At 69.0% G+C, this 23,454-nt stretch carries 16 protein-coding genes and 1 riboswitch; of the genes, 7 read left to right on the top strand and 9 right to left on the bottom strand.

The annotated features are described in order from the left end of the window. Nucleotides 1-54: 54 nt before the first annotated feature. Entirely contained in the window at nt 55-927 is an 873-nt protein-coding gene (locus ABQJ54_RS08175; RefSeq protein ID WP_367853804.1) for a helix-turn-helix transcriptional regulator, read from the bottom strand. Nucleotides 928-1,213: 286 nt separating this feature from the next. Between ABQJ54_RS08175 and ABQJ54_RS08170 the strand changes: the two genes are divergently transcribed. Beyond that, a complete protein-coding gene (locus ABQJ54_RS08170) occupies nt 1,214-1,468 on the top strand; it encodes a hypothetical protein (protein ID WP_367853803.1) in 255 nt (84 codons plus the stop codon). Nucleotides 1,469-1,698: 230 nt separating this feature from the next. Here the strand turns inward: ABQJ54_RS08170 and ABQJ54_RS08165 are convergent, their stop codons facing one another. After that, nucleotides 1,699-2,514 (bottom strand): AraC family transcriptional regulator, encoded by an 816-nt coding sequence (locus tag ABQJ54_RS08165; protein ID WP_367853802.1) that lies wholly within the window; start codon nt 2,512-2,514, stop codon nt 1,699-1,701. Nucleotides 2,515-2,681: 167 nt separating this feature from the next. Here ABQJ54_RS08165 and ABQJ54_RS08160 point away from each other — a divergent pair, with 167 nt between their 5' ends. The 6 genes from ABQJ54_RS08160 (at nt 2,682) to ABQJ54_RS08135 (ending at nt 10,067) form a co-directional block, all read left to right on the top strand. Continuing rightward, nucleotides 2,682-2,930 (top strand): hypothetical protein, encoded by a 249-nt coding sequence (locus tag ABQJ54_RS08160; protein WP_367853801.1) that lies wholly within the window; start codon nt 2,682-2,684, stop codon nt 2,928-2,930. Between the two features lie 73 nt (nt 2,931-3,003). Beyond that, entirely contained in the window at nt 3,004-3,462 is a 459-nt protein-coding gene (locus ABQJ54_RS08155; protein ID WP_367853800.1) for a MarR family winged helix-turn-helix transcriptional regulator, read from the top strand. Nucleotides 3,463-3,497: 35 nt separating this feature from the next. After that, entirely contained in the window at nt 3,498-5,000 is a 1,503-nt protein-coding gene (locus ABQJ54_RS08150; RefSeq protein WP_367853799.1) for an efflux transporter outer membrane subunit, read from the top strand. A gap of 9 nt (nt 5,001-5,009) precedes the next feature. Next, a complete protein-coding gene (locus tag ABQJ54_RS08145) occupies nt 5,010-6,206 on the top strand; it encodes an HlyD family secretion protein (protein WP_367853798.1) in 1,197 nt (398 codons plus the stop codon). 100 nt (nt 6,207-6,306) lie between these two features. Further along, complete coding sequence (locus ABQJ54_RS08140; protein ID WP_367853797.1) at nt 6,307-7,836, top strand: DHA2 family efflux MFS transporter permease subunit; 1,530 nt, start codon at nt 6,307-6,309, stop codon at nt 7,834-7,836. 65 nt (nt 7,837-7,901) lie between these two features. Next, complete coding sequence (locus ABQJ54_RS08135) at nt 7,902-10,067, top strand: FUSC family protein (protein WP_367853796.1); 2,166 nt, start codon at nt 7,902-7,904, stop codon at nt 10,065-10,067. A 19-nt stretch (nt 10,068-10,086) separates the two neighbouring features. On the opposite strand, the gene ABQJ54_RS08130 is transcribed toward ABQJ54_RS08135, so the two are convergent. The 7 genes from ABQJ54_RS08130 to ABQJ54_RS08100 form a co-directional block, all read right to left on the bottom strand. Then, nucleotides 10,087-10,617 carry an acyloxyacyl hydrolase gene (locus tag ABQJ54_RS08130; protein WP_367853795.1) on the bottom strand — a complete coding sequence of 177 codons (531 nt, stop codon included), beginning with the start codon at nt 10,615-10,617 and terminating at the stop codon, nt 10,087-10,089. Nucleotides 10,618-11,062: 445 nt separating this feature from the next. Next, nucleotides 11,063-14,239 carry an efflux RND transporter permease subunit gene (locus tag ABQJ54_RS08125; protein WP_367853794.1) on the bottom strand — a complete coding sequence of 1,059 codons (3,177 nt, stop codon included), beginning with the start codon at nt 14,237-14,239 and terminating at the stop codon, nt 11,063-11,065. 296 nt (nt 14,240-14,535) lie between these two features. After that, a complete protein-coding gene (locus ABQJ54_RS08120) occupies nt 14,536-17,706 on the bottom strand; it encodes an efflux RND transporter permease subunit (RefSeq protein WP_367853793.1) in 3,171 nt (1,056 codons plus the stop codon). A 246-nt stretch (nt 17,707-17,952) separates the two neighbouring features. After that, nucleotides 17,953-19,863 carry a TonB-dependent vitamin B12 receptor gene (gene btuB / locus ABQJ54_RS08115; protein WP_367853792.1) on the bottom strand — a complete coding sequence of 637 codons (1,911 nt, stop codon included), beginning with the start codon at nt 19,861-19,863 and terminating at the stop codon, nt 17,953-17,955. Nucleotides 19,864-19,992: 129 nt separating this feature from the next. After that, nucleotides 19,993-20,219, bottom strand: a riboswitch (cobalamin riboswitch). A 134-nt stretch (nt 20,220-20,353) separates the two neighbouring features. Further along, nucleotides 20,354-21,493: an N-acetylglucosamine-6-phosphate deacetylase gene (gene nagA / locus ABQJ54_RS08110; protein ID WP_367853791.1), complete on the bottom strand. Its 1,140-nt coding sequence runs from the start codon at nt 21,491-21,493 to the stop codon at nt 20,354-20,356. Between the two features lie 111 nt (nt 21,494-21,604). Beyond that, nucleotides 21,605-22,636 (bottom strand): SIS domain-containing protein, encoded by a 1,032-nt coding sequence (locus ABQJ54_RS08105; protein ID WP_437343329.1) that lies wholly within the window; start codon nt 22,634-22,636, stop codon nt 21,605-21,607. A gap of 65 nt (nt 22,637-22,701) precedes the next feature. Continuing rightward, nucleotides 22,702-23,454, bottom strand: coding sequence for a GntR family transcriptional regulator (locus ABQJ54_RS08100; protein ID WP_367853790.1), 753 nt, complete (start codon nt 23,452-23,454; stop codon nt 22,702-22,704).

Genomic DNA, 23,454 nt, shown 5'->3' with positions numbered 1-23,454 from the left:
GCACCGATAAGCCAAGACGGTTTTGATGATGGAGACGATAAACGCCTCTTATGTTCAGGCCGGCGCGGCCGCCGCCTCGCCGGAACGCTGCAGGCGGCGAGCGATGCGCGCGAAGCTGGCCGCGGTCGCCGCATCCTCGGGCACGAAGAAGAACGCGGTGGCGCCGCTGGCGGTGCCGTCGGCATCGCGCAACGGGAAGCGGTTGGAGTGCACGCGCACCTCGCCGAATTCGGGATGGCGGAAGTGCGCGATCCAGGCCGTCAGCGGCGCCACCTGGTGGCGTTGCCACAGCGCCAGGAAATCGGTGCTGGCCTCGGCCAGCGCCTCGATCAGCGCGTCGAAGCGCGGATCGTCGGGATGCGCCGCCTGGTTCACGCGGAAGATGCCGAGCAGGTTGAGCATGCCCGGTTCGAAGCAGGGCTCGTACAGGCGCCGCCGTGCCGGATTCATGAACGCGTTCCACAGGTGGTTGGCCGCGAAGCGGCCGTGGAACTCGCGGAACTGGTACAGACGCTCGGCCATCGCATTGCAGGCCAGCACGTCGAACGCCGGATCGAGCACGAAGGCCGGCGCCTGGTACAGGTCGAGCACGCCCTGCATCGTGGGCGGCAGCACGACGTGGTTGCGCACCGGCTCGGCGCGCGCCAACCCGGCCAGCGAGAACAGATAGGCCTCGTCGGTGGCGTCCAGCCGCAGCGCCCGCGCGATGCGCGCCAGCGCCGCGGCGGAAACGTTGATCGCGCGCCCCTGTTCCAGCCACGTGTACCAGGTGACGCCCACCTCGGCGAGCACAGCCACCTCCTCGCGGCGCAGGCCGGGGGTGAGCCGGCGTCCGCCGCGCGGCAAGCCCATCGCCTCGGGGGCGAGCGCGGCGCGACGGGCGCGCAGGAAGGCCTTCAACTCGGTGCGTTGCCGGGAATGCTGCATGCGCGTGACATCGGGTGGTAGTGGGAATACCAGCAGCGGGAACTGTCTCCCCATGGTACTGGCCACGGATTTATGGTGACGCTACCCCACTGATCCAACGGATGTCCCGGCCCGTCCGTCACGGACGACCCATGCCGGGCCGGGACATCCCGCGGTTGCGTGCAACGCGCAGCCCCTTCGATCCCTCGCACCCCACCCCCGCACGCCCCGGATGGAAGTCCCGCGCGCGCCGTCGGTAACGTCGAGGCTGCATCCCACGTCCCTGCTGCTATGGAAGGAGATCGACATGCCGTTGCTGATCACCGACAGCGAAACCGCCAACCACGCGCCGGTGGAAACCGACGCGCTGACCGATTTCGTCGTCAATGCACAACTGATGCTGGACCCGGTGACACCCGAGGCGGTACGCCGCGAGGCCGAGCCGCGGCTGCTCGCGCTGCTGCCCACGCTGCAGGCGCTGGGCGTGTTCGAACTGTTCGCCATCCGCGACCCGGCACTCGCCACGATGGTTGGCGACGAACTGCTGGAGCGCCGGTGCTGAGGGCCTGTTCACGATCTCCCCGCAGCCCGGGCCGGGTAGGAGCGCACCCTGTGCGCGATCGCTCTGGCGCCGATCGGAGCAAAAGCCTTCGCGCACAGGGTGCGCTCCTACCGTTCGGCATCCGCCCGTTGTCTTGCCGCCGCGTGGTGGCCACGGCAAGGCGACGTGGGCCTTGCGGAGAGCGTAAACAGCCTCTGGGGGCCCGTCCGGTATCTGCACGCAGCCCCGGTTCAAGCAAAGCTCGACGCGCGCTCGAAGTAGCGTGCCGGCGACTGGCCGCAGGCGCGCCGGAACATCGCGATGAACGCGCTGGTATTGGCGTAGCCGGTGGCCTCGGCCACCTGCGCCACCGGCATGCCTTCGGCCAGCCGTTCCAGCGCGCGGCTCAAGCGCGCCTGCTGGCGCCATTGCGCGAAGCTCAGTGCGGTTTCGCTGCGGAACAGCCGGCTGAGGCTGCGCGCCGACAGCCCGGCGTGCCCGGCCCAGGACTCCAGGCTGCGGTTGTCCTGTGGCGCCTTCAGCACCGCATGGGCAATGCGCAGCAGGCGGCGGTCGACCGGCATCGGCAGGTGCAGCGGCTCCTGCGGCGCGCGACGCAACTCGTCCAGCAGCACCGCGCACACGCGCTCCTGTTCCGGCTGCAATTGTCCGGCCATCGACCAGTCGCTGGCGCGTCGCACCAGGGCACGCATCAGCTCGCTCGCACCGAGCACACAGGGGCGCTCGGGCAGGCCCGCACATGCGGCGGGCGCGAGGAACAGACCCCAGCCGCTCATCGGCCCGCTCACGCTCACCGTGTGCAGTTCACCCGGCGGCATCCAGCCCGCGCGATGCGGCGGCAGCAGCCAGGAGCCGTAGCGGGTGCGCGCATGCACCAGGCCGCTCTCGATGCAGTACACCTGCCCGCGCAGGTGGCGGTGCCAGTCGTGCGTGCGCGTCTCCCCGTCCTGTTCGCTGGCCGCCTCCCCCTCGTCCCAGTAGGCGATCACGGCAGGGCCGTCGGCGCGCTCGATGCGGTCGTGAAGCTGTTCGTGCCAGGAACCCATGTCCGGTTCTCGATATTTGTTGACCAAATAACGTTATCAGCTTGCCGCCCCGCGTGTGTAGGCTGGCTGGCATCCGGAGCCGACTGCCGGATCGCACTGCCGCTGCCATCGCTCGCGGTTTCCCGCCTCCCCGTTCGCCATCCCGGCGCCCCCATCGGAGAGCCCGCATGTCTTCGTCCACGCCGTCTGTCGCCGCCCCGTTCCGTTCGCCGCTGGAAACCTTCGTCGCCTGTGCCCACGAGATGCTCGATCCGGCCACGCCCGAAGCCGCGCGGCGCCGCGCCGAACCCCGCCTGCTCGCCGTGCTGCCCGCGCTGCATGCACTGGGGGTGTTCGAGCTGTTCGCGATCCGCGATCCGGCGCTGCACGCCATGGTGCGGGACGAACTGGAGGCGCGCCAGCAGCGCCGCGCCTGATCTTGCTGAAACAAAATTCAACGCACACATATTTGCCTTGACAAATATATTTTCGGCAATAGAATGCGCGTCCATGAACAACGACCCCCTGGCCCATTCCAGTTCCCGCGAGAGCCTCGGCGTGCTGCTCGGCCTGGTGCGGACGGAGATCGTGCGCGCGATGGAAGCCGAGATCGCGGCCAAGGGACTTGAGCTGCGCTTCACCCAGTTCCTGATACTGAAGCGGCTGGCCAAACTGGGACCGATGGGCGCCACGGAGCTGGCCCGCTCGGTGGAGCTGGATGGCGGTGCGATGACGCGCCAGCTCGACCAGCTTGAGAGCCGCGGCTATCTGCGCCGCTGCCCGCACGAGCAGGACCGGCGTGCGCTGCGCATCGAACTCACCGCCGAAGGCGACGCCCTGTGGCAGCAGCTCACCAACTGCAACGAACGTGTGCTCAAGGCGGCCCAGCGTTCGCTGAACGCCACCGAGCGCAAGCACCTGCACGACTACCTGGAACGCGTGCTGCACGCGCTCCGCAACAAGAACTGATCCACACACCCACTCTGCTTCGAGACCGAAAGCTCATGCGTCTGCATCTCCTTGCGGCAGCGGTCGGACTGGGCCTCGCGCTGGCCGGTTGTGCCAGCAGCGGCGGCCTGCATCCCGACGGCACGCCGATCGATCCGTCATCGCTGAAGGCCGCGCAAAGCCTGGCGAACGTGCCGGCCAGCGCGGCCTGGCCGTCCGCCGACTGGTGGACCGGCCTCGGCGATCCCCAGCTCGACGCACTGATCGGCGAAGCGCTGGCCGACAACCCGACGCTGGCCATCGCCGATGCCCGCGCGCATCAGGCGCAGGCGGTGGTGGGCGCGGCCGACGCCACGCGGCAGCCCACCTTCAACGTGGGCGGCAGCGTGGCCGACGCGCGCATCCCCACCACCCTGCCGGGGCTGGGCAACGGCCACATGACGCCGGCCCGCTACGTCTACGGCAGCTTCAACTGGGACATCGACCTGTGGGGCGGCAAGCGCGCCGCCTGGGAAGCCGCGGTGGGCCAGGCCCGCGCCGCCGAGATCGAGGCCCGCGCCGCGCGCGTGGAGCTCTCCAGCAACGTGGCCCGTGCCTACGTGCAACTGGGCTACGCCTATACCCAGCAAGACCTGGCCAAAGCCGAGCTGCAGCGCGCCGACGCGGCGCGCAGGCTCACCGCGCAGCGCGTGGCCGCCGGCATCGACAACCAGATGCAGTTGAAACAGGGCGACGCCGAAGTAGCGAGTGCGCAGGAGCAGCTGGCGGTAGCTGGCCGCGCGATCGATGCCGCGCAGTCGGCGTTGTCGGTGCTGCTGGGCAAGGGTCCGGATCGCGGCCGCGGGATCGGCCGCCCGCACCTGCTGTCACCCGCCGCGCTCGCCGTGCCGGCCAACCTGCCGGTGGACCTGGTGGGACATCGCGCCGACCTGGTCGCCGCGCGTTGGCGCGTGGAAGCCGCCGGCAAGGACATCAAGGCCGCCAAGACCCAGTTCCTGCCCAACCTCAACCTGGGCGCGATGGTCGGCCTGATCTCGATGGGCGAGGCCAGCCTGTTCCAGCTGCCGGCGCGCTTCTACGACGTGGCACCGGCGGTGAGCCTGCCAGTCTTCGACGGCGGCCGCCGGCGCGCGAACCTCTCCGGCAAGGATGCGCAATACGACCTCGCGGTGGCGCAGTACAACCAGACCCTGGTGCGCGCCGTCAACGACGTCGCCGACGACGTCGATGCGCTGCAGTCGCTGCTGCAGCAGGCCGAAGCGCAGCAACGCGCGCTGACCGCCGCGCGGGACGCCGAACGACTCGCCGAGCAGCGCTACAAGGCCGGCGTGGGCAGTTATCTGGAAACGCTCAGCGTGCGCCAGCAGCTGCTGGTGGCCGAGCAGCGCATGGCCGCCCTGCAGGCCCAGCAATCCGACCAGTCCGTGCAGCTGATCCAGGCCCTGGGCGGTGGCTACCGCCCTGAAGATCAGGCACGTCGCGGCGGCTACCGCCCCGCGGCCGACCAGCCGCCGGCACCGACCGCATCCGTTTCCCCCGCATCCGAACACCATTCCTGAGGCAGATCCATGTCCAGCCAGACTTCCCCCGCGGCCGCCAATACAGCCGCCCAACCGCCGCAGAACAAGCGGCGCGGTTTCCTGTTGCGCATGCTGCTGGCGGTCATCGTGATCGCCGGCATCGCCTGGACGCTGTGGTACTTCCTCGACGGCCGCTGGTACGAAAGCACCGACGACGCCTACGTGGGCGGCAACGTGGTGCAACTCACGCCGCAGATCCCCGGCACCGTGGTCACCATCGGCGCCGACGACGGCGACCTGGTGAAGCAGGGCGACGTGCTGGTGAAGCTCGACCGCTCCAACGCCGACGTGGCGCTGGCCGAGGCCAAGGCCAACCTCGCCAACACCGTGCGCAAGGTGCGCGGCCTGTATTCCAGCGTCAACGGCCAGCAGGCAATCGTGGCGGCGCGCGAGACCGCGGTGGCCAAGGCCAAGGCGGACTACGACCGCCGCACGGGCCTGGCCAGGTCCGGCGCGATCTCGGCCGAGGAACTGTCGCACGTCCGCGACGAGCTGACCGCCGCGCAGAGCGCGCTGGTCACCGCCCAGCAGCAGTACCAGACCAGCAAGGTGCTGGTGGACGACACCGTGGTCGCCTCGCACCCCGACGTGCAGGCCGCCGCCGCGCAGTTCCGCGCCGCCTACCTCGACGACGAGCGCACCACCCTGGTGGCGCCGGTGACCGGCTACGTGGCGATGCGCTCGGTGCAGCTCGGCCAGCGCGTGGCGCCGGGCGCGCCGCTGATGGCGGTGGTGCCGCTGCACGAGGTGTGGATCGACGCGAACTTCAAGGAGACCCAGCTCACCCACATGCGCATCGGCCAACCGGTGACGGTCGAGTCCGACGTCTACGGCAGCGCGGTGAAGTACCAGGGCAAGGTGCAGAGCCTGGGCATCGGCACCGGCAGCGCGTTCTCGCTGCTGCCGGCGCAGAACGCCACCGGCAACTGGATCAAGATCGTGCAGCGCATCCCGGTGCGCGTGGTGTTCACCGATCCGAAGCAGCTCGACGCACATCCGCTGCGCATCGGCATGTCGCTGGACGTGGAGGTGAGCCTGCACGACCAGAACGGCCCGATGCTGGCGCAGCAGCCGCCGGCGCAGCCGGCCTTCAGCACCGACGTGTACGAGCAGCAGGCGGCCAAGGCCGACGCGCTGATCGCGCAGATCATCCACGCCAACATGGCGGGCAACCAGGCCCATTGATTCCCCCGTAGGAGCGCACCCTGTGCGCGAACGCTCTGGCGCTGATCGAAGCAAAAGCATTCGCGCACAGGGCGCGCTCCTACACCAATAACGCGACCTCATGAGCACCCATTTCCGTCCACCGAATCTCGCCGTCACCACGATCGGGTTGTCGCTGGCCACCTTCATGCAGGTGCTGGACACGACCATCGCGAACGTGTCGTTGCCGACCATCGCCGGCAACCTCGGCGTGAGCAACGACCAGAGCACCTGGGTGATCACCTCGTTCGCGGTGAGCATGGCGATCTCGCTGCCGCTGACCGGCTTCCTCACCCGCCGCTTCGGCGAGGTGAAGCTGTTCGTGTGGTGCACGCTGCTGTTCTCGTTCACCTCGTTCATGTGCGGCGTGTCGCAGAGCATGGGCATGCTGCTGCTGTTCCGCGCGCTGCAGGGCGCGGTGGCCGGGCCGATGTACCCGATCACGCAGAGCCTGCTGATCGGCACCTATCCGAACGACAAGCGCGGCATGGCGCTGGCGCTGCTGTCGATGGTGACGGTGGTGGCGCCGATCGCCGGACCGATCCTTGGCGGCTGGATCACCGACAGCTATTCCTGGCCGTGGATCTTCTTCATCAACGTGCCGATCGGCATCTTCGCCAGCGTGGTGGTGGCGAACCAGCTGCGCGAGAAGGTGGAGAAGCTGGAGCGGCCGCGGATCGACTACGTGGGCCTGGTCACGCTGATCATCGGCGTGGGCGCGCTGCAGGTCGTGCTGGACAAGGGCAACGACGAAGACTGGTTCAATTCGCAGTTCATCGTGATCACCAGCGTCGTCTCGGCGATCGCGCTGGCGGTGTTCCTGATCTGGGAACTCACCGACAAGGACCCGATCGTCGACCTCAAACTGTTCCGCCACCGCAATTTCAGCGCCGGCACGCTGGCGCTGGTGCTGGCCTACGCCGCGTTCTTCTCGATCTCGCTGCTGGTGCCGCTGTGGCTGCAGCAGACCCTGGGCTACACCTCCACCTGGGCCGGTTTCGCCACCGCGCCGCTGGGCATCATCCCGGTGCTGCTGACCTTCTTCGTGGGCAAGTACGCCACGCGCATGGACCTGCGCCTGCTGGCCGCGGCGTCCTTCGTGGTGATGGCCGGCACCTGCTTCATGCGTTCGGATTTCTACGTGCAGGTGGACTTCTACCACGTGGCAATGGTGCAGCTGTGGCAGGGCCTGGGCGTGGCGCTGTTCTTCATGCCCACGCTGACCATCCTGCTGTCCGACCTGCAGACCAACGAGATCGCCGCCGGTTCGGGCCTGGCCACCTTCCTGCGCACGCTGGGCGGCAGCTTCGCCGCCTCGATCACCACGCTGATGTGGACGCGCCGCGCGGTGACCCACCACGAGCAGCTCACCGAGCACATCAACCCGTACAACCCCACCGCGCAAGCGGCGCTGCAGCAGCTCAGTCACGGCAACCCGCAACGCGGCGCCGAGGCACTCAACGGCATGATCACGCAGCAGGGCTTCCAGATGGCCTTCAACGAGGTCCTGCATGCGCTGGGCTGGATCTTCCTGAGCCTGATCGTGGTGATCTGGCTGGCCAGGCCGCCGTTCACGCCGAAGGCGGGACCAGCCGCGTCGGGCGGCCACTGACGCCGGCGGCGCCGTCTCCGTCGAGCCGCCGCGATGGTGCATGATCCGGGCGACGGAGGCGGCACATGGGTGTGATGCAGGCATGGCGGGCCGAGGCGGCGCAGGTCGCGTGGCGCGACTTCCTGCACGGCGAGGCGCTGTCCTGGCTGTTCGTCGCCAAGTCGCTCGCCGCGGCGCTGCTGGCGCTGTGGCTGGCGTTGCGCTTCGCCCTGCCGCAGCCCTACACGGCGATGCTCACGGTGTTCATCGTGATGCGTCCGCAGTCGGGCCTAGTGCTGGCCAAGAGCTTCTACCGCACCATCGGCACTCTCGCCGGCGCCGCCGCGACGCTGCTGCTGTATGCGCTGGTGCCGCAGCAGCGCGTGCCGTTCCTGCTCGGGCTGGCGCTGTGGGTGAGCCTGTGCACTTTCGGTGCGGCGCGCTACCGCAACTTCGCCTCTTACGCCTTCGTGCTGTCGGGCTACACCGCCTGCATCATCGGCCTGCCCGCGGTATCCGCGCCCGGCGACATCTTCGAGGACGCGGTGGCGCGCGTGTCCGAGGTGATGCTCGGCATCCTTTGCGCCGGCACGGTGGGCGCCGTGGTGTTCCCGCAACAGTTGCGCGACGCGCTGGTGCGCACGGTGCGTGCGCGCTTCGGCAAGTTCGCCGGCTACAGCCACGCGGCGCTCACCGGCGCGCTGGACCACGCGCGGATCGAGGCGCACTGGCGCGCGTTCGTCACCGACGCGATCGGCCTGGAGGCGCAGCGCAGCTCCACCATCTTCGAGAACCCGCAGACCCGGATGCGCAGCGCGATGGTGCAGCGCTTGAACCTGGAGTTCATGAGCGCCAACACCCGGCTGCTGCGCCTGCACCACTGGATGCACCGGCTGCGGCTGCGTCGCGGCGAGGCCGGCGAAGCACCGTGCGACGAGGCCGCCGCTGTGGTGGTAACTGCGGTGGAGACGCTGTACCGGCCGCTGGCCGACGCGCTGGCGGTGGAACTGGGTGCGCACACCGGCGAGCAGGCGCGTGAACTGGCCGGCGCACTCGCGCGCTTCCGCGCCGGGCTGCCGGCGCAGGCAACCGCGCTGCGCGCGGGAATGGATGCTTCGGCGCAGGTGGATTTCGAGGTGGCGCTGGGCCTGCTGGACGACTATGCGCAGGAACTGGAGCGCTACGCCGCCACCTATGCCACGCTGCGCGACGCGCCCGTGCAGGCGGGCGCCGAGCCGGCCTCGCGGCGGCATGCCTTCGTGCCGCACACCGACACCCTGGTGGATCTGCTGGTCGGCCTGCGCGCAGGGTTGGCGCTGCTGATCGGCTCGGCGATCTGGATCTGGACCGCGTGGCCCAGCGGGCTGGGCATGGTGATCCTGGGCACGGTGTTCGTGGCGCTGTACGGCTCCAGCCCCAACCCGATCGCCTCGCTGCGCTTCCTCGTCACCGGTTTCCTGATCGCCGCGGTATGCGCGGTGCTGTGCTACAGCCTGGTGCTGCCGCAGCTGCACGATTTCGCCACCCTGGCCTTCGCGCTGGCACCCTTCCTGATCGTGGGCAACTACATGCTCACCCGGCCTGCGCTGGCCTCGATCGGCGCCGGCTTCAACATCCTGTTCGTGGACGGCATCAACATCCGCGTGTCGATGGACTACGACTGGGCCGGCCTGCTCAACGACGTATTCGCCGATCTCTCCTGCGTGCTGCTGGCGCTGGTGCTGCTGAGCGTGTTCATGCCTGCGGGTGGCCGCTGGCTGCGGCGGCGCATGCTGCTGGGTCTGCGCCGCTACGTGGTGGCGACCTGCCGGGCGCCGCTGGCCGGGCAGCACGCACGCTTCGAAACCGCGCCACGCGACCTGCTGCAGAAGCTGTTGTCCCAACCCGGCCTGTCCGCGGAGGCCACCACCCGCACCGTGCAATGGGCACAGCTGGTGATGAACACCGGCCGTGGTGTGCTCGACCTGCGCGCGCGACTGGCTGCCGCCGCGCCGCCGCCCGCACTGCGCGCACGGATCGAACACGGTGCGTTGCCCAGGCTGGCCCGCCTGTTCGAGCATCCGCACGAAGCAACGCACCGCCGCGCGCTGCAGTCGCTGGCCAGCGGCGAGCGCGCGCTGACCGCCTGGTTCACCCGTGCGGACACCGGCGAAGCCATCGCCACGCGCCGGCACCTGCTGGCCGCGGTGCACCTGCTGCGCCTGCAACTGGAGGATGCGGCCGCCGGCCTGTTCCGCGCCGCGGCCGAATGAGCGCGCCGCAACGCTGCGGTCACTGGATATCGAAACCGACGCCCACCAGCGCCATCGTCTCGCCGCGGTTCGGCTCGTGCAGCTTGCCGTTGGAAATGTGGCGGATCTCGAAGCTGAAATGGTGCCATTGCCAGCCCACGCTGTTGACGAATTCGTAGGCGCTGCTGAGTGCCTGGGTGCGGCCGCTGTGCAGGGCGACCTGGAAGCTGTAGAAGAAATGGTGGTACCAGTCGGAAGAGCTGCCCGCGTTCAGGCGCACGCCGCCGGCCGCCAGCCAGATCGCGCCGCGCGTGCCGTAACGGGCATGCTGGTAGCGGCCGATATCGCGGCCGTCGATCCAGCCCAGCGACACGTCGGGTGCCCAGTGCAGGCTCGTGTTGCCGAGCGGATGTTCGTCGAACACGCTTTCGACAAACACGGTGTTGGCGGCGTGGTTGTCCATGTAGCTGCGGCCGGCCTGCAGCTCGATCTGGGTGGCCGCGGCAGGCAAAGCGGCAAACGCCAGTGCGGCCGCCACGGGGAGGCGGAGGAAACGGAGGGAAATAGCCATGAGGAATGCCTGTGGGGACAGGGGGCGTCATTCATGAACTATACCGCACGGTATTGTAAATGAAGCGTCGTCGGCCCGTGTTTGCGACCGCGGCGAACCCCATTCCGCAGGCGCCGACCGTGCAGCGCCGATTCGTGCATGCCCCATGGAAAACCCGGCCGGAGCCGGGGTTTCGGGTACTGCATGAGAGGTCTTTCAGCGCCCGGTGGCCGCTGCCGGCTGCGGGCCGGGACTTTCCAGATCCAGCCTGTCCGTTTCCGGCATGCCGGCCGTCGGCCAAGTCTTGCGGAGTGGCGGCGCGAACCGGGCGGCAGGCCAGGCCGCGGGACCGACAACCACAACAAGCCCGGCTGGACCATGCCTGCGATGTCTGGCCTGCACGCTTCCCTTCCCCGCAAGCGCGATTCAGCCGCGACTCCCGCGCCAGTCGCGGCTGAAGCCGCTCCTACTTCGGTAGCGCCGGCACCTGCTTCGCCACTAGGCGCTGGCGACGGATCTCCTCGCGCAGCGCCCTGCGCCTGGCCTTGCGTTCGCGGCGGTCGTGCTGCCACAGGTAGATCGCCGGCGTGCTGAGCAGGGTCAGCAGCTGCGACACGAACAGGCCGCCGAGGATCGCGATGCCCAGCGGCTGGCGCATTTCCGAACCCGTGCCGAAACCGATCGCCAGCGGCAGCGCCGCGCCCATCGCCACCAGGGTGGTCATGGTGATCGGGCGGAAACGCACCAGTGCCGCTTCGCGGATCGCCGCCGGAGGCGCCATGCCGCGTTCGCGTTCGGCGACCAGGGCGAAATCCACCATCAGGATCGCGTTCTTCTTCACGATGCCGATCAGCATCAGCACCGCGATCACCGACATCAGGGTGAGCTGGGTATGCGTGAGCAGCATGGCCAGGAAGGCGCCCATGCCCGCCGCCGGCAGGGTGGAGAGGATGGTCAACGGGTGGATCAGGCTTTCGTACAGAATGCCGAGCACCACATACATCGCGCCGATCACCGCGAGCAGCAGCAGCAACGAGTTGGTGAGGGAGTCGAGCAGATCCTGGTTCTGGCCGGTGTACTTCTTCTGCACGCCGTCCGGCAAGTGGGCGGCGTAGATCGCCTGGTCCACCAGTTTCAGGCTCTCGATCTGGGTCACGCCCTTGGCGAGGTTGTAGCTGATGGTGGAGGACTCGATCTGGTCGAAGTGGCTGATGCTCACCGGTGCGATCTGCGGCCGGATGCGCGCTATCGCCGACAGCGGGATCATCTTGTCCTGCGCATTGCGCACATAGGTGTTGAGCAGGCTCTCCGGGCTCAGCGAGTCGGCCTGGTCCGAAGTGAGCACGACCTGGTACTGGTTGATGTTCGAGTAGATCGTCGACACCGGCGTCTGGCCGAAGGACTTGTTCAAGGCATCGTCCACCTCGCCCATGCTTACCTGCAGGCGCGACGCCGCATCGCGGTCCACCTTCAGCATCTGCTGCTTGCCGATGCTGTCGAAGCTGGTGGTGACGTCGCGGAACTGCTTCATGCCGCGCATCACCCTGGCCAGGTCCAGCGTGGGCTGCTGCAGCGGCGTACCGCTGGTGCTGGTGAGCTGGACCGAAAACTGCGGCCCGCCACTGCCCCCGCCGCCGCCGCCGCCGCCGAGGAATTGCACCGGCGTCAGCGACACGTTCATGTCGGCCAGGTTCTTGAACTGTTCGGCCAGCCGGTCGACGACCTGCTGCGCCGTGGCGCGGCGCCTGTCCGGGCCGTCGCCGCGCGGCTTGAGGTCGATGAACAGGGTGGAGTTGTTGCCGACCGCGCCGCTGTTGTTGTTGCCGCCGAGCAGGGTGGTGACGTCGAGCACGTCGGGATCGGCGCGCACCGCCGCCGTCACGGCCTGCGTGCGCACGGCCATCTGCGTGGGCGAGATGTTGGCGTCCGCCGTGATCTGCGCCTGCAGCAGGCCGATGTCCTCCTTCGGCATCATGCCGCCACCGGCGGTCATGCCCACCAGCACCGCCAGCACGACGGTCAGCACCAGCAGGATCGGCGGCTGCCAGCGCATCAGCCGGCGGTGATGCATCGACCAGTCCAGCCAGCGCTCGTACAGCCGCAGGAAGCCCTGGTCGAACCGCTCGGCCCAGCGTTCCAGCCGCCCCGGCCGGCGCACGACCTGCACCTCGTCATGCGCCAGCCAGTGCCCACACAGCGCCGGCGTGAGCGTCAGCGACACCAGCGCCGAGATCACGATGGTGGCGATCAGGGTCACCGAGAATTCGCGCATCAGCATGGTGAACATGTTGTTGCCGAACACCATCGGCCCGAACACCGCGATCAGCGACAGCGTGATCGACACCACCGTGAAGCCGATCTCGCGCACACCGGTCAGCGCGGCCTCGAGCGGCCGCATGCCTTCCTCCATGTGCCGCACGATGTTCTCGATCACCACGATGGCGTCGTCCACCACGAAGCCCACGCACAACACCAGCGCCACCAGCGACAGCGTGTTGAGCGTGAACCCCAGCGTCCACATCAGCACGAACGCGCCGGCCAGCGACAGCGGCACGCTGAACATCGCGATCATCGTGGGCCGCACGCGGCGCAGGAACACCAGCATCACCAGCGCCACCATCACCACGCTCATCAGCAGCGCCACGTCCACCTCGTGCAGCGCGGACTTGGTGGTGGCGGTGAGGTCGAAGATCGGGCGGATCTGCACATCCGCCGGCATCAGGTTGTGCAGCTCGGGCAGCCGGGCGAGGATGGCCTCCACCGTGGCCACGGAATTCGCCTCCGGCCGCTTGCTGATCTGCAGCAGCACGGCGCGTTGGTCGTTGAACCAGGCCGCGGCGTACTGGTCCTGCTGGCCGCCGGTGATGGTGGCCACGTCGGCCAGCCGGATCGGCACGCCGTTGCGGCTGGCGATCACCAGCCTGGCGAAATCGCCCACGGTGTGCAGGGCGTCGTCTGCGCTCACCGTGAACTGGACGGCACCGTTGCTGAGCGTGCCCTGCGGTGCGGTGACGTTGGCCGCCGTCAGCGCGTTGGACACGTCGTTCGCGGTGATGCCGACATGCGCCATCGCGGCGCTGCTCAGCGCCACGCGCACCGCGTGCGGCGAACCGCCCACCTGCACCTGCGCCACACCCGGAACCTGCGCCACCGCCGGCTGCAGCAGCGTGTCGGTGAGGTCGTAGAGCTTGTCCGGCGACAGGCTGGTGGAGGTGACCGCCACCAGCAGGATCGGGATCTGCGAGGTGTCGAACTTGAAGTACTGCGGCGGCGCGATGCCGGCGGGCAGGTCCGGCATGGCGGCGTTGATCGCCTGCTGCACGTCGCGCGCGGCCTGGTCCGCGTTGCGGCTCATGTCGAAGATGATCTGGATCTGCGCACCGCCCTCGTTGGCGCTGGAGCTCATCTGCTTGACGCCAGGGATGCGGCCCAAGTGCCGCTCCAGCGGCGCCATCACGGTGTTCGCCATGGTCTGCGCGCTGGCGCCCGGCGCCGAGGCGAACACCACCACGCCCGGGAATTCGATCGACGGCAACGCCGCCACGCCCAGCAGCAGGTACGCCCAGAAACCGGCGAGGGCCAAGCCGATCGCCAGCAGCGAGGTGCCGACGGGCCGTCGGATCATGGGGCCGAAGATGTTCACGTGTCCTCCGTGGCGCGCAAGCGTGGCGGGAGAACACACGCGACCAGCGGCGGCATGGAAGGGTTCCCGATCATGCGACCTTTATGCCCGGCTTCGCGCTGCGACGTATGTGCCTGAAGACGGCCCCTGTCGAAAGGCAGGGGCGGTACGCCGGCCTGGTTCGCGGGCGGAAGGCGCGGCCGGATCGCTTTCGCAGGCTCGCCATCCAGGTGACGAGCAGGTTTGTCCTGTCGAGGGAGCGGCCGTAGGAGCGGCTTCAACCGCGACTCCCGCGCCAGTCGCGGCTGAAGCCGCTCCTACTTCGGTAGCGCCGGCACCTGCTTCACCAGCAGGCGCTGGCGGCGGATCGCCTCGCGCAGCGCCCTGCGCTTCGCCTTGCGCTCGCGGCGGTCGTGCTGCCACAGGTAGATCGCCGGCGTGCTGAGCAGGGTCAGCAGTTGCGACACGAACAGGCCGCCGAGGATCGCGATGCCCAGCGGCTGGCGCATCTCCGAGCCGGCACCGAAACCGACCGCCAGCGGCAGCGCCGCGCCCATCGCCACCAGGGTGGTCATGGTGATCGGGCGGAAACGCACCAGTGCCGCTTCGCGGATCGCCGCCGGCGGCGCCATGCCGTGCTCGCGCTCGGCGACCAGGGCGAAGTCCACCATCAGGATCGCGTTCTTCTTCACGATGCCGATCAGCATCAGCACCGCGATCACCGACATCACGGTGAGCTGGGTGTGGGTGAGCAGCATGGCCAGGAACGCGCCCATGCCCGCCGCCGGCAGCGTCGAAAGGATGGTCAGCGGATGGATCAGGCTCTCGTACAGGATGCCGAGCACCACGTACATCGCGCCGATCACCGCGAGCAGCAGCAGCAGCGAGTTGGTGAGCGCGTCGAGCAGGTTCTGATTCTCGCCGGTGTACTTCTTCTGCACGCCGTCCGGCAGGTGGGCGGCGTAGATCGCCTGGTCCACCAGCTTCAGCCCGTCCGCCTGGGTCACGCCCTCGGCCAGGTTGTAGTTGATCGAAGCCGATTCGACCTGGTCGTAGTGCTGCACGCTCACCGGCGCCATGTGCGGCTGGATGCGCGCCACCGCGGAGAGCGGAATCATCGTGCCCGCGCTGTTGCGCACGTAGGTGTTGAGCAGGGCGTCCGGGCTCAGCGTGTCGGCCTTGTCCGAGGTGAGCACCACGCGATACTGGTTGATGTCCGAATAGATCGTCGAGATCTGGTTCTGGCCGAACGCGTCGTACAGCGCCGAATCGATCATGCCCATGCCCAGCTGCAGCCGCGCGGCGGCATTGCGGTCCACCTCCAGCATCTGCTGCTTGCCGATGCTGTCGAAGCTCGAGGTGACGTCGCGGAACTGTTTCATGCCGCGCATCACGCGTTCCAGGTCCAGGGTGGGCTGCTGCAGCGGCGTACCGCTGATGCTGGTGAGCTGGAACGAGTAGCGACCCACGCCGCTGCTGCCGCCGCCACCCATGTTGATGAACTGCTGCGCGGTGAGCGTCACGTCGAGATCCGCCACATCCTTGAATTTCCTGGTCAGCCGGTCCACCACCTGCTGCGCGGAGTCGCGGCGGTCGCCGGGCTTGTCGCCCAGCGGTTTCAGGTCGATGAACAGGTTCGCCTGGTTGGCGGTCGACCCGACGTTGCCACCGACCGACGCGGTGATGTCCAGCACCGTCGGATCGGCATGGATCTGCGCCACGACCTGCTGGGTGCGCTTCATCATCAGGGTGGGCGAGATGTTGGCGTCGGCGGTGATGTTCGCGTTGATCAGGCCGGTGTCCTCCTTGGGCATGAGCCCGCCGCCCGCGGTCATGCCCACCAGCACCGCCAGCACGATGGTCAGCACCAGCAGGATCGGCGGCTGCCAGCGCATCAGCCGGCGGTGATGCATCGACCAGTCCAGTCCGCGTTCGTACAGCCGCAGGAAGCCCTGGTCGAACCGCTCGGCCCAGCGTTCCAGCCGCCCCGGCCGGCGCGCGGCATGCACGTCGTCGCCGGCCAGCCAGTGGCCGCACAGCGCCGGCGTGAGCGTCAGCGACACCAGCGCCGAGATCACAATGGTGGCGATCAGGGTCACCGAGAACTCGCGCATCAGCAGGATGAACATGTTGTTGCCGAACACCATCGGCCCGAACACCGCGATCAGCGACAGCGTGATCGAGATCACCGTGAAGCCGATCTCGCGCACGCCGGTGAGTGCGGCCTCGAGCGCCGGCATGCCCTTCTCCATGTGGCGCACGATGTTCTCGATCACCACGATGGCGTCGTCCACCACGAAGCCCACGCACAGCACCAGCGCCACCAGCGAGAAGATGTTGAGCGTGAAGCCGAGCGCCCACATCACCACGAACGCGCCGGCCAGCGACAGCGGCACGCTGAACATCGCGATCACCGTGGGCCGCTTGCGGCGCAGGAACACCAGCATCACCAGCGCCACCATCACCACGCTCATCAGCAGCGCCACCTCCACCTCGTGCAGCGCCGACATCGTGGTGGGCGTGAGATCGAAGATCGGGGTGATCTGCACGTCGGCGGGCAGCAGGTTGCGCAACTCGGGCAGCCGCGCGCGGATCGCCTCCACCGTGGCCACCGCATTGGCCTCGGGGCGCTTGGTGATCCGCAGCACCACGGCGCGCTGGTCGTTGAACCAGGCCGCGGCGTAGTTGTCCTGCTGCCCGCTGGTGATGGTGGCCACGTCGGCCAGGCGCACCGGTACGCCGTTGTGGGTGGCGATCACCAGCTGGGCGAAGTCCTGCGCGGTATGCAGCGCATCGTTGGCGCTCACCGTCATCTGGGTCGCGTTGTTGCCGATCGTGCCCTGCGGCGAGGTGACATTGGCCGCGCGCAACGCGTTCGCCACGTCGTTCGCGGTGATGCCGGCGTGCGCCAGCGCGGCGGTGTTCAGCGCCACGCGCACCGCATGCGGCGCGCCGCCGCCCACCTGCACCAGCGCCACGCCGGGAATCTGCGCCACGGCGGGTTGCAGCAGCGTATCGGTGAGGTCGTAGAGCTTGTCCGGCGGCAGGCTGGTGGACGTCAGCGCCACCAGCAGGATCGGGATCTGCGAGCTGTCGGCCTTGAAGTAGGTCGGCGGGCTGGGCAGTTGCGGCAGGTCGGGCAACGCGGCGTTGATCGCCGCCTGCACGTCGCGCGCCATCTCGTCGGGGCTGCGGCCGAAGTCCAGCTGCAGGAAGATCTGCGCCCCGCTTTCGGTGGCGGTGGAGGATATGTGCGACACGCCGGGGATGCGGCCCAGGTGCCGCTCCAGCGGCGCCACCACGGTGTTCGCCATGGTCTGCGCGCTGGCGCCCGGCAACTGCGCGGACACGGCCATGAACGGGAATTCGATCGACGGAAACGCCGCCACGCCCAGCAGCAGGTAGGCGCAGAAACCGGCGAGGGCCAGGCCGAGCGCCAGCAGCGAAGTACCGACGGGCCGTCGGATCATGGGAGCGAAGATGTTCACGTGTCCTCCGTGGCGCGCAAGCATAGCGGGAGAACACACGCGACCTGCGGCGGCATGAACGGGTTCCCGACCATGTGCCCTTTATGCCTGACCTCGCGCCGCGATGTATATGCCTGAAGGCGGCCCCTGTCGAAAGGCAGGGGCCGCCCTGTCTGCGGCAGGTCCGCAGGGCGCCGGCGGCGAACGTCCCTGTTCATGTCTCCTCCCCTGTCCCTGCGCGGCAGGCCTTCCCTGGCCCGACGGGATTCAGTGCGCCGCGGGGCTGTAGCGCAGGGTCAGGTACCAGGTGCGGCCGGGCTGGTTGTAGTAGTACACGGTCTCGTATTCGTGGTCGAAGGCGTTGGCCAGCTTGGCCTCGACCTGCCAGTCCTGCGTGAAGTGCCAGCTCGCGCGCAGCGCCAGCGTGCTGTAGCCACCGAGGCGGTGCGTATTGGCGGCATCGTCGTAGCTGCGACCCGCGGCATACCATGTGGTGCCGATGCCGAACGCGCCGAAGCGGCGGTCGATGTCGATGCGCGCCATACGCTCAGGGCGGCGCGGCAACAGGTTGCCGCTGTTGGCGTCCGCGGTGGCGCTGCCGACGTCCTTCGGCTGCTGCAGCGTGAGGTAAGCCTGCACCTGCCAGCCGCCGAGGTCCGCGCCGACCTGGCCCTCCAGGCCACGGATGCGCGCCTTGCTGACGTTGAACGGCACATAGTTCTGGCTGGGGTCGAGCAGGATCAGGTCGTCGATCCTGGTCTGGTAGGCGCTCACGCCCCAGTTCCACACGCCCAGCTGCTGGGCCACACCCACTTCGGCGCTGCGCGACTTCTCCGGCTTCAGGTCGGGGTTGGCCGACGGAACACCGTAGTACGGCGGGTAGTACAGGTCGTTGAAGGTCGGCGCGTGGAAGGCCGTGCCGTAGCTGGCGTACACGCGCAGGCCGTGGTCGAAGTGGTAGCCCCAGGATGCCGCGCCGGTGTCGTGGTCGCCGTACTGCTGGTTGTGGTCGTGGCGCACGGAAAGCTGCACTTCGTTGCGGCCGAACGTGCCCTGGTACTGCGCGTAGGCGCCGGTGTCGGCGCGGCTGTCGGCCAGGTAGCCGGTGCTGCTGTCCAGGTGTTCCTGCTGGTAGTCCACGCCCACGGTCAGCAACTGGTTCGAGCTGAGCGCGATGTCGTTCTGCCACGAGAACTGGTTGCGCCGCGAGTTGAAGTAGCCGGTCTGCGCCAGCGGGTAGTACTCGCCGTAGTACGTGCCCTGGTAATAGGTGGTGGCGAGATCCTTGCTCTGGCCCGCGTTCAACGTGACCTTCCATGCCTCCAGCGGCGAGAAGCTCAGGCGCACGCCGGCCACGCGCTGCTCGTTGACGGCATCGTCGCCGCCGTACGGACTGCCGGCGTATTCGACGTCGTTCTTGCTGCGCAGCCAGGTGAAGGCCAGCTCGGTGCCGTTGTCCCAGCGGTAGCCGAAATCGGCCGCGCCGTTCCAGTTGCGGTAGGCGTCGTCGCGCGGATCGTCCACGAAGCAACCGGCCATCGCCTCGGCCGCGCCCATCTTGCAGCCCGGGAATCCGCTGGTGTATTCGCCGCCCAGGCTGAGGTTGTACCAGGCGTGCTGGTCGCCGCCGGACAGGCCGGCCTGGCTGCCGAACAGGCCGTGGCTGCCCGCGGTCATGCTCAGCGACGGCGCGATGCCGCCGTTGGCCTGGCCGTGGCGCGTGAAAATCTGGATCACGCCGCCGATCGCGTCGGCGCCGTACAGGCTGGAGCGCGGGCCGCGCACGATCTCGATGCGCTCGATCTGCTCCATCGGGATCTGCTCCAGCGAAGCGAAGCCGGCGGTGACCGAGCCGATCCGCACGCCGTCGATCAGCACCAGCGTGTGCGTGGAGTTGGTGCCACGCATGAACAGCGTGCTCACCTGGCCGATGCCGCCGCTCTGGGTAAGGTTCACGCCAGGCAGGCCGGTGAGCAGGTCGATCAGCGAGACCGGCTGCAGGCGCTCGATGTCGGCGCGGGTGATCACGGTGACCGAGGACAGCGCGTCATCGGCGGTGATCGGCGTGCGGGTGGCGGTGACGACCACCGGATTCAGCGTGCTCGCGTCGTTCTGGTCGGCAGCGTAGGCGGTAGGCAGGCAGCACAGCAGCGCCGCGGCCAGCAGGGTCTTTTTCACGTCTCGTTCCTCGGCCGCGCGCACCGCACGGCACATGGTGTTCCATGGACCGGCAGGCGGGTACGGGGAGACGGGAACAGGCAGGCACGGCAAGGGCCGGACGCGTCTGTCCGGTCTCGCCCACCGCGAGCCAGCAGTCATGTCCGGGCCGGTCTCCGGGCTTGCGAGCGGACGATGCCTGCACCGTCCCGCGTGGCGCCTTCCCGTGTCCTCGACACAGTGGCGGATGGCCGCGCGTGTACTCGCCTACCGTTGCGGGGGCAGCGCCAGCCTTGCGGTGTGGAACACCACGCACCGGCTTCCCGTTTCATCCCTGCGGCGAATGCCGCCGGGACACCTGGACGCCGCGCAGTCTAGCAGGTCGTGGACTGGGGACGGCCGCACACGCCCGGTACACGCTGCCGCAGGAGCGGCGTAGGAGCGGCTTCAGCCGCGATAGCTTCTCGGCTTTTCGAACATTCCGCCCAAAGCATCGCGGCTGAAGCCGCTCCTACGGCGATTCGCCGGCGATCCAGCTGCGGCGGATGTTGCAGTCGGCATCCATCGCGACGAGGTCGGCGCGATAGCCGACCGCGATGCGGCCGTGGCTTGCGCCGAGGCCGAGGAAATCGGCGGGATAGGTGCTGGCCATGCGCACCGCCTCGTCCAGCGGCAGGCCGAGCATGTCCACGGTGTTGCGCACCGCAGCGGCCATGTCCAGCGCCGAGCCGGCGAGCACGCCGTTCGCGGTCTGGCAGATGCCATCCTTCGCCACGATGGTTTCGCCGTTGAGCACGTACTCGGGAGAATCCGCCCCCACCGGCGGCATCGCGTCGGTGACCAGCAGCATCTTGCCGCGCGGCTTGGCGGCGACGGCGTTGCGCAGGCTGGCCGGATGCACGTGGTGACCGTCGACGATGATGCCGCACCAGCTGCCGGCATCGTCCAGCGCCGCGCCCACCACGCCGGGCTCGCGGCTGCCGAGCGGCGTCATCGCGTTGAACAGGTGGGTGAAGCCGCGCACCCCGGCAGCCAGCGCGGCGCGGATGGTGGCGTGGTCGGCGGCGGTGTGGCCAGCGTTGACGACCACGCCGGCGGCGGCGAGCCGCGCGATCATCTCGTGCGGCACGCGCTCGGGCGCCAGCGTCAGCAGCCGCACGCCGCGATGCGGCGCGCAGAGCAGTTCGAGCTCTGCCTCACCCGGTACGTGGAACCACCTGGGGTCGTGCACGCCCTTGCGCTCGGGCGCGAGGTACGGCCCTTCGAGATGGATGCCGAGCAGGCCCGGCACGCCTTCGTCGAAGGCCTGCTCCACCGCGGCCAGCGCGGCGCGCATCACGTCGGTGCCGTCGCTGATCAGGGTGGGCAGGAAGCCGGTGGTGCCGAATTTGCGGTGCGCCGCGCCGATCGTGCGGATCGTTTCCACCGTGGGCGCGGCGTTGAACAGCGCGCCGCCGCCGCCGTTCACCTGCACGTCGATGAAGCCCGGCACCAGCAGCGCGCCGCCGAGGTCCTGCGCCTGCACGGCGCGCACGGCGGCATGGTCATCCGGCAGCAGCGCGGCGATGCGCCCGCCCTCGACCAGCACGGCGAGATCGTCGCGCCAGCCGTGGGCGGTGAGGACGCGGGCGTTCGTGAGGGCGGTGGTCATGGCAAAAACTCGATGGAAAACGATCGGCAGGAGCGGCCGTCGGAGCGGCGTAGGAGCGGCTTCAGCCGCGATTCTCCCTCCTAGTCGCGGCTGAAGCCGCTCCTACGGGGTTCAGACGGTTTCGGTGACCTTGTTGAGGTGCGGCGGCACGTCGGGGTTGTAGCCGCGGCGCAGCGCCAGCGCGCTGGCGGCGCGATAGAAACTCTGGATGGTGAGCAATGGCGTGCAGATCGCCGGAAGGCCGGAGGCGAGCGGCAGGAAGCCTTCGCCGGCGAGGCCCGGCGCGGCCACCAGCACCTGTGCGCCACGGCCGCGGAATTCGTTCGCCACGGCCAGCGTGCTTTCCAGCGTGCCGTCGTCCTGGGCGAAGCACAGCACCGGGAAGTCCGGGCCGACCAGCGCCATCGGGCCGTGCTTCACCTCGGCGGCGCTGAACGCCTCGGCATGCAGGCCGCAGGTTTCCTTGAACTTCAGCGCGGCCTCCAGCGCGGCCGCGAAACCAAAGCCGCGGCCCACCACGAACAGGTTGTGCGCGTCGGCGAGGCCATCGACCAGCGCCGACCAGTCCGCGTCCCAGCCTGCGCGCAGGGCGCCGGGCAAGGCCTCCAGCGCGGCGAGCAGCTTCGCGTCGCCATGCCAGCGCGCGCACAGGTGCAGGATCGCGGCCAGCGCGGCGAGGTAGCTCTTGGTGGCGGCCACGCTGCGTTCGGGGCCGGCGTGCAGCGGGATCACGGTATCGGCGATCGCGGCCAGCGGCGAGTCCTCCACGTTGACCATCGCCACCACGCGGGCGCCGGCGGTCTTCGCGGCCTGCGCGTTGCGCACCAGGTCGGGGCTCTTGCCCGACTGCGAGATCGCGATGAACAGCGCGCCTTCCCACTGCTGCGGCGCCGCGTACACGGAGGTGACCGAGGGCGAGGCCGAAGCGGTGACGATGCCGAGCTGGGTCTCGAACACGTACTTGGCGTAGGCGGCGGCATGATCGGAACTGCCGCGCGCGCAGGTGACGATGAAACGTGGCGGCCGGGCGCGCAGCGCGGCCGCCAGTTCGCCGACCACGCGCTCGTTGGCGGCGAACTGGCGCGCCACCACGTCGGCGGATTCGTGCGCTTCGCGGTACATCAGGGTGTCGCTGGCGTGCATGGTGATCTCATTCAGGGTGAGCCCCGCCACGGTCCGGCGAAGCGAGGTTGGAGGGCCGGCACACCTCAGTCGGCGTGCAGTTCGGCCACGAAGTCGTAGATGTCGCCGCGATACCAGGAGCAGGTGAACTCGACCACGCGGCCATCGTCCAGGAAGCTGCGCCGCTCGATGTTGAGCCCGGCGCTGCCGGCGGCCACGTGCAGCAGGCGAGCGTGCTGCGGGCCCAGCGACACCGCGCGCAGGCGCTGCAGCGCGCGTTTCGGGCGGCAACCCAGCGTCTCCAGTGCCTCGTACAGCGAATCGCGCACCAGCATCGGGTCGGGCAGCACGCTGGCCGGCACCACGCTGCGCTCGATCGCCAGCGGTTCGTCCTGGCCGTAGCGCACGCGGTGCAGGCGCGCCACCAGCGAACCCGGCGACAGGTTCATCGCCATCGCCTCTTCCGGCGTCACCTCGCCCACGCTGCGCTCGAAGAATTCCGAGCGCGGATGCAGGCCGCGGTCGCGCAGGTCCTCGGTGAAGCTGGACAGCCGCGACATCGGCTTGACGATGCGCTCGGCGATGAAGGTGCCAGCGCCGTGGCGCTGGGTCAGCAGGCCTTCCTCGACCAGGCCGGCGATCGCCTTGCGCACGGTGACGCGCGACAGCTTCAGCGCCTGCGACAGGTCGCGCTCGCTGGGCAGCGCCTGGCCCGGCTCGATCGCGCGGTGCTCGACCACGTTGCGGATCGCGCTGCGCAGCCGCAGGTAGGCCAGCGGCTGGTGGCTGGTCGGGTCGCGGCAGATGCGGCGGTATTCGCGGGCCAATGCGGTTTCCAT

The organism is Rhodanobacter lycopersici, from assembly GCF_040812335.1.
GTDB classification, from domain to species: Bacteria; Pseudomonadota; Gammaproteobacteria; order Xanthomonadales; family Rhodanobacteraceae; genus Rhodanobacter_A; species Rhodanobacter_A lycopersici.
Note: the sequence above shows the minus strand (reverse complement) of the source record. Positions and strands in the feature narration are given on the sequence as shown.

Excerpts from the sequence above, each read along its gene's own strand:
- ABQJ54_RS08175 (WP_367853804.1), bottom strand. The coding sequence starts at position 927 with ATGCAGCATTCCCGGCAACGCACCGAGTTGAAGGCCTTCCTGCGCGCC.
- ABQJ54_RS08170 (WP_367853803.1), top strand. The coding sequence starts at position 1,214 with ATGCCGTTGCTGATCACCGACAGCGAAACCGCCAACCACGCGCCGGTG.
- ABQJ54_RS08165 (WP_367853802.1), bottom strand. The coding sequence starts at position 2,514 with ATGGGTTCCTGGCACGAACAGCTTCACGACCGCATCGAGCGCGCCGAC.
- ABQJ54_RS08160 (WP_367853801.1), top strand. The coding sequence starts at position 2,682 with ATGTCTTCGTCCACGCCGTCTGTCGCCGCCCCGTTCCGTTCGCCGCTG.
- ABQJ54_RS08155 (WP_367853800.1), top strand. The coding sequence starts at position 3,004 with ATGAACAACGACCCCCTGGCCCATTCCAGTTCCCGCGAGAGCCTCGGC.
- ABQJ54_RS08150 (WP_367853799.1), top strand. The coding sequence starts at position 3,498 with ATGCGTCTGCATCTCCTTGCGGCAGCGGTCGGACTGGGCCTCGCGCTG.
- ABQJ54_RS08145 (WP_367853798.1), top strand. The coding sequence starts at position 5,010 with ATGTCCAGCCAGACTTCCCCCGCGGCCGCCAATACAGCCGCCCAACCG.
- ABQJ54_RS08140 (WP_367853797.1), top strand. The coding sequence starts at position 6,307 with ATGAGCACCCATTTCCGTCCACCGAATCTCGCCGTCACCACGATCGGG.
- ABQJ54_RS08135 (WP_367853796.1), top strand. The coding sequence starts at position 7,902 with ATGGGTGTGATGCAGGCATGGCGGGCCGAGGCGGCGCAGGTCGCGTGG.
- ABQJ54_RS08130 (WP_367853795.1), bottom strand. The coding sequence starts at position 10,617 with ATGGCTATTTCCCTCCGTTTCCTCCGCCTCCCCGTGGCGGCCGCACTG.
- nagA (WP_367853791.1), bottom strand. The coding sequence starts at position 21,493 with ATGACCACCGCCCTCACGAACGCCCGCGTCCTCACCGCCCACGGCTGG.
- ABQJ54_RS08105 (WP_437343329.1), bottom strand. The coding sequence starts at position 22,636 with ATGCACGCCAGCGACACCCTGATGTACCGCGAAGCGCACGAATCCGCC.
- ABQJ54_RS08100 (WP_367853790.1), bottom strand. The coding sequence starts at position 23,454 with ATGGAAACCGCATTGGCCCGCGAATACCGCCGCATCTGCCGCGACCCG.